At 42.3% G+C, this 13,488-nt stretch carries 11 protein-coding genes and 2 riboswitches; of the genes, 8 read left to right on the forward strand and 3 right to left on the reverse strand.

What is annotated here, in order from left to right; genetic code table 11:
• Window positions 1–59: 59 nt before the first annotated feature.
• A complete protein-coding gene (locus Q1B03_RS18385; RefSeq protein ID WP_299744879.1) occupies window positions 60–1,310 on the reverse strand; it encodes a helix-turn-helix domain-containing protein in 1,251 nt (416 codons plus the stop codon).
• Between the two features lie 314 nt (window positions 1,311–1,624).
• Window positions 1,625–2,098, reverse strand: coding sequence for an acyl-CoA thioesterase (locus Q1B03_RS18390; RefSeq protein WP_299744882.1), 474 nt, complete (start codon window positions 2,096–2,098; stop codon window positions 1,625–1,627).
• Between the two features lie 146 nt (window positions 2,099–2,244).
• Window positions 2,245–2,434: riboswitch (cobalamin riboswitch) on the reverse strand.
• 202 nt (window positions 2,435–2,636) lie between these two features.
• Between Q1B03_RS18390 and Q1B03_RS18395 the strand changes: the two genes are divergently transcribed.
• Entirely contained in the window at window positions 2,637–4,148 is a 1,512-nt protein-coding gene (locus Q1B03_RS18395; protein WP_299744885.1) for a flotillin family protein, read from the forward strand.
• Between the two features lie 301 nt (window positions 4,149–4,449).
• On the opposite strand, the gene ade is transcribed toward Q1B03_RS18395, so the two are convergent.
• Window positions 4,450–6,189: an adenine deaminase gene (gene ade / locus Q1B03_RS18400; protein WP_299744888.1), complete on the reverse strand. Its 1,740-nt coding sequence runs from the start codon at window positions 6,187–6,189 to the stop codon at window positions 4,450–4,452.
• A 76-nt stretch (window positions 6,190–6,265) separates the two neighbouring features.
• Window positions 6,266–6,367, reverse strand: a riboswitch (purine riboswitch).
• 102 nt (window positions 6,368–6,469) lie between these two features.
• On the opposite strand from ade, the gene Q1B03_RS18405 reads away from it, so the two are divergent.
• From Q1B03_RS18405 to Q1B03_RS18435, 7 genes are all read left to right on the forward strand, one after another.
• Window positions 6,470–6,940: a DinB family protein gene (locus tag Q1B03_RS18405; RefSeq protein WP_299744891.1), complete on the forward strand. Its 471-nt coding sequence runs from the start codon at window positions 6,470–6,472 to the stop codon at window positions 6,938–6,940.
• A 156-nt stretch (window positions 6,941–7,096) separates the two neighbouring features.
• Entirely contained in the window at window positions 7,097–7,888 is a 792-nt protein-coding gene (locus Q1B03_RS18410; protein ID WP_299744894.1) for a DUF4397 domain-containing protein, read from the forward strand.
• Window positions 7,888–8,499: a class F sortase gene (locus tag Q1B03_RS18415; protein WP_299744897.1), complete on the forward strand. Its 612-nt coding sequence runs from the start codon at window positions 7,888–7,890 to the stop codon at window positions 8,497–8,499. The genes Q1B03_RS18410 and Q1B03_RS18415 overlap by 1 nt, the downstream gene beginning before the upstream one ends.
• 168 nt (window positions 8,500–8,667) lie before the next feature.
• On the forward strand, window positions 8,668–9,630 hold the full coding sequence (locus tag Q1B03_RS18420) for an alpha/beta hydrolase (RefSeq protein ID WP_299744900.1): 963 nt from the start codon (window positions 8,668–8,670) through the stop codon (window positions 9,628–9,630).
• Between the two features lie 14 nt (window positions 9,631–9,644).
• Window positions 9,645–10,742, forward strand: coding sequence for a low specificity L-threonine aldolase (locus Q1B03_RS18425; protein ID WP_299744903.1), 1,098 nt, complete (start codon window positions 9,645–9,647; stop codon window positions 10,740–10,742).
• 330 nt (window positions 10,743–11,072) lie between these two features.
• Window positions 11,073–12,470, forward strand: a complete 1,398-nt coding sequence (locus Q1B03_RS18430) for an FAD-binding oxidoreductase (protein WP_299744906.1) — start codon at window positions 11,073–11,075, stop codon at window positions 12,468–12,470.
• The gene (locus tag Q1B03_RS18435; protein WP_299744909.1) at window positions 12,467–13,447 is read left to right on the forward strand and encodes a bile acid:sodium symporter family protein; all 981 of its coding nucleotides are present in this window, start codon (window positions 12,467–12,469) and stop codon (window positions 13,445–13,447) included. Before Q1B03_RS18430 ends, Q1B03_RS18435 begins: the two co-directional genes overlap by 4 nt.
• Window positions 13,448–13,488 lie beyond the last annotated feature (41 nt).

Genomic DNA, 13,488 nt, shown 5'->3' on the forward strand with positions numbered 1-13,488 from the left:
GAAATCAGCCGAATAAAAAAATGATAAAAGAAAACCTCCTTTTATCATTAAAAGTGTCATTATTCTAATTCATAATAGCTTATTTCATTGGACATTTTATTGGATGCAAGTTTGAATCCTTTCTCTGTTTGCCCGGTTTTTACATAATATAAAAATAGTTGTCTTTCATAATGCTGATACATCAACTTGCTCCCCGTTTTGTTGAAATGGGGGAGAGCTGTATATTCAATATACTCATATAGTTCTTGTTCATTTCCTTTTATGGTAAGTAAGTATATTTCAAAGAAAACGTAGGTGGGGTCCTGATGCTGAGTAGCCCTTTTTAGTCCTTTTGTCGCTAATTGATTGAGTTCTTCGGAAGAAAGCAGATTCCCTTTCAGACAAGCTAGTATATATCCGCTGAGTGTGACTAAATAATGTGACGCTGGCGTGTCTTCATTAATAAGTTTTAATGCTTTTTCATAGGAATCTTTTGATTCAGAATATCGTTTTCTCCTAAAATATTCGAATCCCAGATTGTTATGGATTTTATGTGCCCTTTCCTTGGAATTAACGGATTCACAGACTCTGAGGAGCTTATCATACTGTTGTTTGGTTTCTTCCATTTCAAAGGGTTCTTTGGCATTCAATTGAATTAAAATTAACGTTTCAGAATCGATGACCCTAAGGATATTCAATGTTTTTTGGAAAAAATGCAAGGCTCTTTGCCCATAATAATAGGCAAAGGTGTTTGAATGAATGGAATGATAGGCTAATGCCAAATGAAAATAATATTCGGAGTTCGGATATTCATCGTCAATCTGTTTCAATACATTTATGCAAGTGTTAAATTGTCTTGTTGAATGATAGTAGATCCCTTTGACATGAAGTAATAAATTTTGTTCGAAAGGGGATAGAGGATAGTTTTTGTTTTCGAACATGCCCAGGATTTCCTTGGCTTTTCCATGCTTGTTCAAAAATAAATAATATCTTGCCAGGAAAAGGTTGTATTGAATGATGAAGTCAGATAGAAACCTTAAAGGTTCCTTTTCGATTTCACCTTTAAGTTGATGGATGTCATTGGTTCGAATCATAATAATTGCATCATTCCATTCAGATAATTTAGCCTGTAACGAATGATACCGAGAACGTTCGACTTCCATATTGATTCCAAGCTTCCTTGCCAGTAAATCAGTAATTTCACTGGAATACTCTGTGATCCCTCTTTCGATTTTACTTAGATGTGTGGTAGAGCAGATCCCCTGTGCAAGCTGCTCTTGAGTCAAACCCGAATCTTCACGATGAAATTTAATTAATTTACCTTCGATCATACTACACCCCAAATGAACTATTTTATTATCCATTATAGGAAATATTTTCTCGGTATTCTATAGGTTTAGAACAAGACGGAGGTCTGAAGGCAATAACATCCAAATCGCATCTCTATACTGTTTTTCTCTTTTCTTCCTAGAGTTGATCCTGTACTTCTTTCACCAGAAGAAGGAATCCTGGATGACTTCCCGCTCTAAAACCAACCCCGTTTTCATTCCAATTAGGATCAATAGACTAGCCCTTATAAACACTCAAAGCCTAGAGAAGCTCTGAGTGTTCTTGTTTATTAGGAGAGTTAGCAATCAGGGACTTTTCACAAAATAAGCGCACGATTTTTTCTATGCTCTTTTCGCAAAGGAGCCGTATTGAAAAGCCTCGATTCTTCTTCCGTCTTTGGAATGACTTTTGGTACCGGCTTGGGCTTACCATTTTCATCAACGGCGACCATCGTCAGGAATGATTCAGTCGTCAGGGTTTTGACACTCGTTACAAGATTCGTAGAGTAGACCTTTACATATACTTCCATGGATGTTCGACCTGTAGACGTAACGTAGGCTTCCAGACTTAACGCATCACCGACCGTTGCAGACGACAAAAAGTCGACGGAGTCAATCGATGCCGTGACGACGACTGAGCTGGAGTGCTTCATTGCTGATAGTGCCGCAATTTCATCAATATAGGAAAGGACTTTCCCTCCAAAAATCGTTTGCATATGATTGGTGTCCGGTGGCAGTACCAATTTTGTTTGTATGGTTCGTGAACGTTCTACCGAATAAGCTTGTTCCATTTTCTCATCTCCCAGTTTAATTTCTGAAATAAAAAAAAGCATCTCCCTTTGAAAAGAAGATGCGGCTACTTCAAGCGGACGTCCAGAATCCTGTGATTCCTCATTTGGCTCATATAGCGCAACACCCTCCTATCTCCCGTAGGAACTCTGTGTTCTTCTCAATTGGCAGGTCTCCTGGCTCAGCGTCAACAATTTCATATTCCTTCCCATTTCGATTCGAAACAGTGGATCCATACGAAATCTCAGCTTTACAGTGGCGGGACCGCGTTGGACTTTCACCAACTTCCCTTTTAAGAAGATGACCTGATCATCTTCACCAATGAGCAATGTTTAAATTGTGAACGCTTTTATTTTATCACAGGAATGAGAAGTAAGGTCTTTATTTGGTAGAAATTATTGTATTAAAATTAGAAAATTTACCTAAATATTGAAACTTTTCTACAACCCTTCCGTAGATAATATTGTAGCTAGAAGTTTTATAAAATAGTGAATCAGTTGCTCGACTGATTTATAGAAAAGTTTGAGAGGGGTTGTCAGAATGCTAGGATCATTAAGTATTATCGGATTTTTCATGTTCTTGATTCCTGTTCTGGTTATTGCAGCTATTGCAGGAATCGCGTATTATTTCTGGATGAGGTTCCGCTATCGTACAGCGAGATCCAACCAGGCACTGATCATTACCGGACCGAAACTGGGGGATCCTGAAAAGGAAACGAATATTTTCACCGACCAGGAAGGGCGTTCCATGAAAATCATCAGGGGTGGAGGGTACAGATTAAGACGTTTCCAAACATCTACACCTGTTAATCTTACATCCTTCCAATTAAAATTATCGACACCGAGAGTTTACACAAATGGCGGAGTACCAATCGTTGCAGACGCAGTGGCCATGGTGAAGGTGGCAGACACATTAAACGGAATTGCGAACTATGCCGAGCAGTTCCTAGGTAAGGACCAAAAAGAGATTGAAGATGAAATCATTGAGGTACTGGGAAGTAATCTTCGTGCGATTCTTTCTAAAATGACGGTTGAAGATATCAACAGCAACCGTGAAAAGTTTAACGCTGACGTATCTGAAATTGCTCAGAAGCAGCTGGATCTTATGGGCTTCAAAATTACGTCACTCGGGCTAACGGACATAAGAGATGCTGACGAAGAAAATGGATACTTAAAAAATCTTGGTCGTCCACGTATCGCCGAGGTTCGCAAGCAAGCTGAAATTGCAGAAGCAAACACCGAGCGTGAAACCCGTATTCACCGTGCCCAAACCGATCAGGAAGCGAAAGAGGAAGAATACAAGCGTCAAATTACCATTGCCCAATCGAAAAAAGAGAAGGACATCAAAGACGCAGCCTTCAAAGAAGAAACAGAGCGGGCAAGAGCGAAATCCGAACAGTCCTATGAGTTGGAAAAAGCCAAACTTACAAAGGAAGTGAAAGAGGAAGAGTTAACCCTTCAATTCCTTGAACGTGAACGTGCCGTTAAACTTGAAGCAGAAGAATCAAAAGTTCGTAAAACGAAAGCCGACGCCGAATACTACGAAACCACTCGTAAAGCGGAAGCGGAAGCTCGCAAGGCAGAAATTGACGGGGAAGCGAAAGCCAAGATACGCAGAGAAGAAGGTTCTGCTGAAGCCGATGTTATCAGAGAGCGAGGTAAAGCGGAAGCCGAATCCCGTAAACTGCTGGCAGAAGCAATGGAGAAACATGGTGATGTCATCATTACCGAGAAACTAATCGAAATGCTGCCTGTTTTCGCAGAGAAAATTGCTCAGCCTCTTAACAATATTGACTCTGTTAAAATCATTGATTCCGGTAATGGCCAGGGAGTTCCTTCCTTTGGGAAAAGCATCACCAGAACGATGCTTGATATGCAGGAACCGTTACGCGAAATGACTGGCATCGATGTAGGTGAATTACTGAAGTCATATGCAAATAGATCCCATGAAAGACCTTATCAGCCAGCGATCTCTGAAACAGCTGACAAGGAAGTCGCTGTGACGAACGAAAAGGAAGAAACAGAGGTAAAGGAAGACAGCCAAAGTAAATAATGAGAGGGAGATGTCTCGGGTATATGGGGGCATCTCTTTTTTTGAGTGGGATAAAAAGAGTGCCAGGCACGGGATGTTGATTCTGTACCTGGCACCTGTTGTTATGACCACTGTACCAGGTACAAATCGGATAAATTGTACCTGGTACAGCAGATCTATTTTAGAGTGAGGACAATTCAAATGTTAAAAAATGCAAATATTCAACAGTCAAATTCTCCCGGATATTCAACCGGTGAATACACCTCAAAATTCAACTGTCAAAAAAAGAGCAAATTTCAACAGTCAAACACCCATTCATACCCTAAACCCCAACCTTAATATGCTTGGAGCCCTCAACATCAAATAGCCCCAAGTCCGTCAGCTTCAACTGAGGAATCACAGGTAACGTTAGAAATGATAAGGTAAGAAACGGATTGAAGTCCCGGGAGAAACCTAATTCAATAAAGGCGCTCTTCAACAGGTCGAGCCCTGATACCACTTCTTCAAATCCCTGATCGGACATCAACCCTGCTATCGGTAAAGGAAGAGAAGCGATGACATTTCCGTCTCTCACCATCACCAGGCCGCCATGCATTTCGTTAAGCGCCTCGATGGCTTGCAGGATATCACGATCATTTGTACCTGTTGCGACAATATTGTGTGAATCATGGGCAATGGTGGTAGCGATGGCTCCCTCTTTCAATCCGAATCCTTTTACAATGCCCAAGCCGATATTTCCTGTCCCGTTATGTCTTTCAACGACAGCCATTTTAAGTTGGTCCTGTTGAATGGAAGGGATAAAGAATCCATTTTCTACTTGAACCTTTTCAATCCGTTTATTGGTTCTAAGGTGATTAGGGATGATTTCGATAATATGTGCTTCCTTTGTTCCGCCTATCTCGATTTGCAGATCCTTTTCAGTGAGATTCGGAATATGCACAGTTGAAGTCAGAGGTGGTTTTGGCGCAGGTTTTACGATTGGGTCGCCGACATACTGACTATGCGCAGCTACCAGTTTCCCTTCTTTGTACACCTCTGAGATAGAGAGCGTTTTAAGATCATCCAGTAAGACAAAATCCGCATCGTATCCAGGTGCAATTGCGCCTTTCGTGTGTAACCCATAACATTCAGCAGCATTCAAAGAGGCGATGCTAATCGCCAATAGAGGGTCGAGCCCTTCCTTAATTGCTAAGCGGATATTTTGATCGATGCTGCCTTCCTCGATTAAGTCATCCAAGTGCTTATCATCTGTACAGAATAGACAGCGCCGGGCATTTCTATCGTTAACAACTCCAATAAGTGATTTCAAATCCTTGGCCACGGATCCTTCGCGAATGAGAAGGTACATCCCTCGTCGTATTCGTTCCAATGCTTCAGGGACGGTGGTGCATTCATGATCGGTTCGAATGCCGGCCGATTTATAAACATTGACCGCGTTTGTGGAAAGTCCCGCTAAATGTCCGTCCATATTATGACTATTTTCCGAGGTGACAGTGATTTTATCGACAATGGAATCATCGCCTTTTTGAAGGGAAGGATAGTCCATTACCTCTGCCAATCCAATGACACGCTCATGTGTAAAGAAAGGTTCCAGCTCTTTGGCTGTCAGCGTTGCTCCTGCATTTTCAAATGGAGTTGCCGGCACGCAGGATGGAAGCATGGTAAACACATCTAATGGGATGTTCCCTGAATCATCGAGCATGAATCCGATTCCTTCTTCTCCGGATACATTCCCGATTTCATGGGGGTCTGTAATAACGGTCGTGACCCCATGCGGGAGGACGACTTTAGCAAATTCGGATGGTGTGACCATGGAGGATTCTATATGAACATGTGCATCGATAAAGGAAGGACTTATATATCTCCCCTTGGCGTCGATTACCTGTTTCCCTTCAAATTCTCCAATTCCAGCGAACATTCCATCTGAAATCGCCACATCCTCTTCGATGATTTCAAGGTTGAAAACATCGATTATTTTTCCATTTTTAATAACAAGGTCTGCAGGGATATCTTTATTCGCAGATGCAATTCGTTTTTTAAGTCTTTCTTTATTGGTACTCATAGGATCCTCTCCTTATCTAAATAAAAAAACCCCGGGATGCACCCGAGGTTTGACATAGTGAGAGAAGGGTAGAGACTTTTGGCTCTAACTCTCTCGTAGTCAAACCATTTACGGTAGTTTGGTAGAAACTTTTGGACCATATTTCCAATATTATACGAGTGTTTATATGATTTTATATGTTGAAAATGATTATTTCACATTTTATATGCATGAAATGGAAGGTGTCAATGGTAATCGGTTTTTAAGTATAATGAAGAAAATAGTTATTAGGAGAATGAGAATGAACTTTTACTGTAAAAGTGTGCTGCATCAAATCGAAGTGGCGGTTACCTCTATTATCAACATAATGGATCGTCTTTCGGATGAAGACTTAGATAAGAGACCGACTTCAACTAAGCATTCAGTTGGGGAGTTGCTTTCACATTTAGCCCTCATTTGCAGGGCGGATTACATCATAGCTACAGGAGCTGCCCAAGAAGAATTGGAATCGTACTACTCAAGTAAAACCCTACATACCCTCACCGAGATGAAAGAAGAACTGATCAATAATGTTAACGATTTAAAAGAACGGGTCTCATGTTTAAGTGACGAAATGCTCAAAGAAGAAACCTCGTCCTATTGGGGTGTAACTTACACCAAGTTCGAATGGCTCGTTGAAATCACAGCTCATCTTTATCATCATAGAGGCCAGCTTCATGCGGTTCTTGTTCACTGTTGTGATCGGGATCCCGGGGTTTCGCTGTTTGAATAGGCAATACTTATGCCCCCTTTTTGTGGGTAAAAATGGTTCAGAGAGTTGAATGTGCTAACCGGGCAGTTTATTAGTTGATATATCCCTCTAATAGTTATACATTATATGTACAAGTAAAACACAAAACTTGTACAACACACAAAAGGAGTGGAAGAAATGAAAAAGATTTTCTCGATTTTGGCAACGGTCATGTTAATGTTATCACTGGCTGGAGGTGCGTTTGCGGCTGAGAATGATGCGATGGTGCGTATTGTTCATGCTTCTCCCGATGCTCCGGCTGTCGATGTGTATGTGGATGGGAATGCAGTGGTTGAAGGTGCAGAATTTAAAGCAGCAACAGATTATATGAATCTTCCTGCAGGGGATCATAAAGTTGAAATTTATGCTGCAGGAACAATGGGAAGCGAAGATCCTGTCATTTCTCAAGATTTAACGGTTGAAGCAGGGATGGCTTACACAGTAGCGGCTGCTAATACAGTTGAAAACCTGGAATTAGTAGTAGCGCAGGATTCAATGGATGTAACAGAAGGAATGACGAAGGTACGTGTCGGACATCTTTCCCCGGATGCACCAACGGTTGATGTTGGTCTTGTGGGTGGAGACTCATTATTCAGTGGAGCTGAGTTCAAAGCAATCACGGATTATCAGGAGCTAGATCCAGGAACCTATGATTTAGAGATCAGAACACCAGAAGGAGATCAAGTGTTGGACCTGTCTGGAACAATGCTTGAAGAAAACACAGTATACAGCGTGTTCGCAATCAATACAGCAGCTCAATTGGAAGTACTTGTCCTGAAAGATTATACATTAATGCCTGGCAGCATGCCTGAAACAGGTATGGGTGGAGCAGCGACTCAATCGTCTTCTACTCTTCCAATCGTACTTGCAACGGCAGTATTAGGTGGAGCGGCACTACTATATGTTACACGCAGAAAACTGCAAAAATAATGAAACGACTTCTATTGTCTATCCCTTTGATGGCTCTTCTCGCGGCATGTGCTGCCGAAGAGCCTCAATCGGTTACGGAAAGTGAAGTTCAATCATCCACCATTGAACAACCTGTTCATCCCGTTACTCCTGAACCGCAAAAAGAAGAATACAGTATGACACCAGCTATTCTTTCCATACCGAAGCTTGATCTCGAAGCACCTATCAAGGGATTCGGGCTCGATAAGGAAGGGAATATGGAGCTTCCGGATAACGGAAAGGATGTGGCATGGTTTGAACCGGGCTTTCAACCAGGAGAAAAAGGGAATGCCGTTTTGGCTGGACATGTAGATGATGAGAAAAAGGCTGCTGTCTTTTTTGAACTAAAAGAGCTTGAGCCTGGGGATGAGATCCATTTACAAGATGAAGATGGAGACACTATGACATTTGTAGTAAGGGAAAAGGTCGCTTATCAAAAAGACGACGCACCTCTTAGAACCATTTTCGGTCCAAGTGAAAAACGCATGCTTAATTTGATTACGTGCACAGGTTATTTTGACCAGGAAATCCATAATTACGTAGAACGATTGGTTGTCTTTACAGAACTGGCAGAAGAGAATAAAGGAATGTGAAGAGCTTATCTCCCATTACGTGGAAGATAAGCTCTTTTATTTCGTCTAGGTGATGTTGAATGTGGAAAAGCTGTAGAAAATAACACATATGTATGTGCTTTATTCTATGAAACTCACACCGGCTTCAAGTAAAATAGACTTAACTACTTGTACGAAGGGGACCATGTCATGAAAAAACGTATCGCATGGATCATGAGCAGTTTGCTGTTGTTATTGGTGGTAGCACTTATTGTAGCCGGGAACTATTTTTATGATGTGGCCATTAATAGAAGTAATGAGGCTATAGAATTATATGGCGGAACAGACGAAGCGGTTGAAGCCGTCAGCGCCTTGGAGGAAGAACAAAAGAGATTAGAAGAATTAAGGAACTGGACACAAAAGCGGAACTTTGAAACAGTTGAGGTCGAAACAGAGGACGGCTTGACCCTTAGAGCTCAATATCTTGAAAATGAGTCACCGAATGGAAAATCCATTATCCTGGCCCATGGGTATAAAGGGAACAGCGAGCAGATGCCTGAAGTCACAAGATTCTATTACGAGGAAGGATACAATATTCTAAAACCCGATGCGAGAGGGCATGGGAAAAGTGAAGGGGATTATATCGGATATGGCTGGGACGATCGATTGGATTATAAAGAATGGATCAATCTCTTAATCAATGAAAAAGGTGAAGAATCTATTTTTTTGCACGGTTTTTCCATGGGGGCAGCAACCGTATTGATGACGAGTGGTGAGGACCTCCCAGAAGAGGTGAAAGGAATCATTGCCGACAGCGGATATACCTCATTGAAAGAAGAGCTGACTCACCAATTAAGATATCTTTACCGTTTGCCGCCATTTCCGATTATGGAGGTAACGAGTGTGGTGACGAAGGTGAGAGCAGGCTATACGTTCAGTGAAGCCTCGGCACTCGAACAGGTGAAGAAAAATCAATTACCTCTATTCATCATTCATGGAGATCAGGACGAACTCGTTCCAACCGAAATGGCTAATCGCCTGTACGAAGCAACGAATGGCATGAAAGAATTATGGATAGTACCAGGCGCCGGGCACACAGAAGGCTTTACGGTAGAAGAAGAGGAATACAAGAAACGAGTGAAGGGATTCATTGAAAAAGTGATGAACTCATAAAAAGGAGCAAAACGATGGGAGAAAAGACTTTATTTGAAGCGTATAAACAGACTGCTTTTCAACTTCAGGGAAATGGGAAACGAAATCTGGATGTTCTTAAAGATGTTTTAGTAGATGTAGATGGTGACTTGGAAAGTGATATTTACGGATCAGGAAGGATAATAGAGGAGTTCCAAAAGAAGATGGCAAACTTCCTGGGAAAAGAAAGTGCCATTTTCTTTCCGAGCGGCACGATGGCTCAGCAGATCGCCCTGCGTATCTGGTGCGATCAAAAAGAGTTGCACAGAGTGGCGTACCATCCTTTATGTCATTTAGAGATTCATGAAGAAGATGGGCTGAAGAAATTACATGGAATTGAACCGATTCTAATAGCAGACAAGGATTGTGTGATCGGACTGGAAGACGTGATGGATCTTGAAGAGGACATTGCTTGCTTACTGTTAGAGCTGCCTCAAAGGGAAATAGGCGGTCAACTTCCGGACTATGAGACTCTTGAAGCCATCTCTGAATACTGCCGGGATAAAGGAATCAGGATCCATTTAGACGGTGCAAGGCTCTATGAAATCCTGCCCCATTATAGGAAATCAGCAGAGGAAATCTGCGCCCTTTTCGATAGTGTTTATATTTCATTCTATAAAGGAATCGGAGGAATTGCAGGTGCGATCCTGGCCGGAAGCGAGGAGTTTACCAAAGAATCAAAGGTATGGAAAAGACGTCATGGCGGTGATCTCATCAGCCTCTATCCATACATCCTGAGTGCAGACCATTATTTTGATCAACGAATCAACAAAATGGAACAGTATTATGAAGGAGCAAAAGAACTTGCCGGTCTTTTTAACGGCTGCCAGGGTGCATCGACTCTTCCTGAACAGCCTGTTTCCAATATGTTTCATGTCTTCTTTCACTATCCACAAAAAGAAATAGAAACGATTTTGATGAAAGTGTATGACGAGACAGGTATTGGTTTAACGGGATATGTAAAAGAAGTGACTGAAAATGAGTGTGCGTATGAAGTAAGCGTAGGAGATCAATACGAGAACGTTCCAAAACAAGAATTGGCTAAGTTATTTATGGTGTTGGATGAAAAATTGAAGACACTGATAGAAAAATAAACGATTGTATGGTGGTACCGGATGATTCCGGTGCCACTTTTTTTGAGGGACGGACCTCCACCAATACAGAATCCTTGCCATTTCAGCATTCTTCTCATAAATCACTATTTTGGAGGTCCGTCCCTCAGTTCACCGTGCCGCTTCTTTTGGAGGGACGGACCTCTCACCCTTTACTTTATTCAGAATTGAATCCCGTCCCTATCACATTCCTCTAACATAAATAGAGGTCCGTCCCTCTCCGGAGAAAGAAACATCTTATTTACTATTGAAATATTCTGATTATTAGGTATAATTCGATACATTATACATTTTTTGAAGGGGAGAAGGCGTATGAGTGTAAAGAGTAGTGGTTTGTTCGATGAATTAGGTGAAATCTTAAGCAGTCATCGGGTGACGGTGAATGAAACGATTTTAGAGCAGCATGGGAAGGATGAATCCTATCATAGGCCGAGCTCTCCGGAAATAGTGGTGTTCCCTGAGAGTGCCGGGGAGGTGAGCGCGATTGTGAAGGTGGCAGCCGCCCATCACACACCCATTATCCCGTTTGGTCTGGGTACAAGCCTTGAAGGTCATGTGATTCCATATGATAAAGGAATTACCATTGATTTTTCCCGGATGAATAAAATACTCGAGGTGAGGGAGAAGGATTTTCTCGTAAAAGTTCAACCTGGTGTTACACGTTCTCAGTTGAATAAGGAATTGAAGAAATACGGTCTCTTTTTTTCAGTGGATCCAGGTGCTGATGCGACCCTTGGAGGCATGGCAGCCACGAATGCGAGTGGGACGACTTCTGTAAAATATGGAGTCATGCGGGATCAGGTACGGGATTTAGAAGTGGTGCTTCCCGATGGAGAGGTGATTCACACAGGAAACATGGCTCAGAAATCATCGTCCGGTTATCACTTAAACAGTTTATTCGTAGGTTCAGAGGGCACGTTGGGATGTATTACGGAGCTGACCCTACGCGTATATGGCATACCTGAGTATATTGTTGCGGCACGTGCATCGTTTAATCATATAAATGATGCAGTGGAAGCGGTCGTGTCCATTTTACAAGCCGGCATTCCGATTGCGAGAGTGGAGCTGGTGGATGAACCATCGATGGTCCAAGTAAATCGATTCAGTGAGACGGATTATAAAGAAAAACCTACTCTTTTTCTTGAGTTTCATGGTAATGAAGCAGGTCTCCAACAAGATGTAGATTTCACCAAAGAGATTATGGCCGATCATGACTGTGAAGAGATTATGTTTGAAGAAGACACTGCTGCAAGGAATAGATTGTGGGAAGCGAGACATAATCTTGCCTATGCTTATGTACATGGAAACCCAGGAAGGAAGCTCATGGTGACTGACGTGTGCCTGCCCATTTCAGAACTGTCCGGTGCCGTGCTGCATGCACGAAAAAGGCTGGAAGAATTAGAGTTGATAGGGGGAATCCTCGGACATGTGGGTGATGGAAATTATCATACATCACTCATGATTGATTTAAACGACCCTGAAGAGGTGAAGAGAGCGGAAATATATAACGAACAAATCGTGGAATATGCCCTTGAACGAAATGGCACATGTACGGGAGAGCATGGTGTAGGAGTCGGAAAGATGAAGTATCAACAGAGGGAACACGGTGGTGCTTTGCAGGTCATGGAAAAAATCAAGCTGGCCATAGATCCAAATGGAATCTTTAATCCTCATAAACTAGTACATAAAAAGAAGGAGGAAAAAAAATGAAACTTCTTGAAACGATCAGTAATCTGGCAGGAAAGTATTTCGCTATTTGGGTCATCCTCGTAGCGGCGGTAGCCTATTTTGTTCCTGCTCCTTTCCTCCCTTTGGGTGGCTATATAACGATTCTATTAGGTGTTGTGATGTTCGGTATGGGACTTACGTTAAAGCCCGTTGACTTTCAGCTGGTTCTTAAGAAGCCGTTGCCTGTCATCACTGGAGTAATGGCCCAATTTATCATCATGCCGTTAGGTGCCCTATTGATAGCGTATATACTGAATCTACCGAATGAATTAGCCGCCGGATTAGTATTATTGGGGTCGGTTCCTGGTGGGACAGCATCCAATGTCATGGTGTATCTGGCAAAAGGGAATCTGGCATTATCTGTTGCCATGACATCACTATCAACATTACTGGCCCCCATTGCGACTCCGCTGATTTTATTGGCTTTGGCAGGTCAGTGGCTGCCTGTCGATCCGATTGCCATGTTTCTCTCCATCGTTCAAGTGATCATCATTCCAATCACTCTTGGGTTAGTCATTCGTAAACTATTCCCGAGCACAGTGGAAAAAAGTTTAAATGTCATTCCGTTGATTTCAGTATTGGCGATCATTATTATTGTATCGGCGGTCGTTTCTGCAAATGTCAATAATATCGCAACTTCAGGAGCGATCATTTTTACAGCTGTGATCCTGCATAACCTATTTGGACTTGGACTGGGATATGGCACGGGAGCCCTGATGAAATTAGATGAAAGTAAGCGGAGAGCGATTTCGATTGAAGTCGGGATGCAAAATTCCGGACTTGGGGTGGCACTGGCCACTGCCCACTTTGGACCGCTGGCGGCATTACCAAGTGTCATTGCGGCCGTATGGCATAATATTTCAGGACCGATTCTTGCGACGTTTTGGAGTAAGAAACCTGTGAAGGAAGAGATAGAGGAGGAATTTGTAACAGATGCAGTTAATCCCACTGTGAGGTAATGAAACGGAGAAAGGTACCGGAGAGTCCGGTACCTTTCTTT

It is taken from the genome of uncultured Rossellomorea sp. (assembly GCF_947488365.1).
Taxonomy (GTDB): domain Bacteria; phylum Bacillota; class Bacilli; order Bacillales; family Bacillaceae_B; genus Rossellomorea.

Excerpts from the sequence above, each read along its gene's own strand:
- Q1B03_RS18405 (WP_299744891.1), top strand. The coding sequence starts at position 6,470 with ATGAACTTTTACTGTAAAAGTGTGCTGCATCAAATCGAAGTGGCGGTT.
- Q1B03_RS18395 (WP_299744885.1), top strand. The coding sequence starts at position 2,637 with ATGCTAGGATCATTAAGTATTATCGGATTTTTCATGTTCTTGATTCCT.
- Q1B03_RS18410 (WP_299744894.1), top strand. The coding sequence starts at position 7,097 with ATGAAAAAGATTTTCTCGATTTTGGCAACGGTCATGTTAATGTTATCA.
- ade (WP_299744888.1), bottom strand. The coding sequence starts at position 6,189 with ATGAGTACCAATAAAGAAAGACTTAAAAAACGAATTGCATCTGCGAAT.
- Q1B03_RS18390 (WP_299744882.1), bottom strand. The coding sequence starts at position 2,098 with ATGGAACAAGCTTATTCGGTAGAACGTTCACGAACCATACAAACAAAA.
- Q1B03_RS18435 (WP_299744909.1), top strand. The coding sequence starts at position 12,467 with ATGAAACTTCTTGAAACGATCAGTAATCTGGCAGGAAAGTATTTCGCT.
- Q1B03_RS18385 (WP_299744879.1), bottom strand. The coding sequence starts at position 1,310 with ATGATCGAAGGTAAATTAATTAAATTTCATCGTGAAGATTCGGGTTTG.
- Q1B03_RS18430 (WP_299744906.1), top strand. The coding sequence starts at position 11,073 with ATGAGTGTAAAGAGTAGTGGTTTGTTCGATGAATTAGGTGAAATCTTA.
- Q1B03_RS18415 (WP_299744897.1), top strand. The coding sequence starts at position 7,888 with ATGAAACGACTTCTATTGTCTATCCCTTTGATGGCTCTTCTCGCGGCA.
- Q1B03_RS18425 (WP_299744903.1), top strand. The coding sequence starts at position 9,645 with ATGGGAGAAAAGACTTTATTTGAAGCGTATAAACAGACTGCTTTTCAA.
- Q1B03_RS18420 (WP_299744900.1), top strand. The coding sequence starts at position 8,668 with ATGAAAAAACGTATCGCATGGATCATGAGCAGTTTGCTGTTGTTATTG.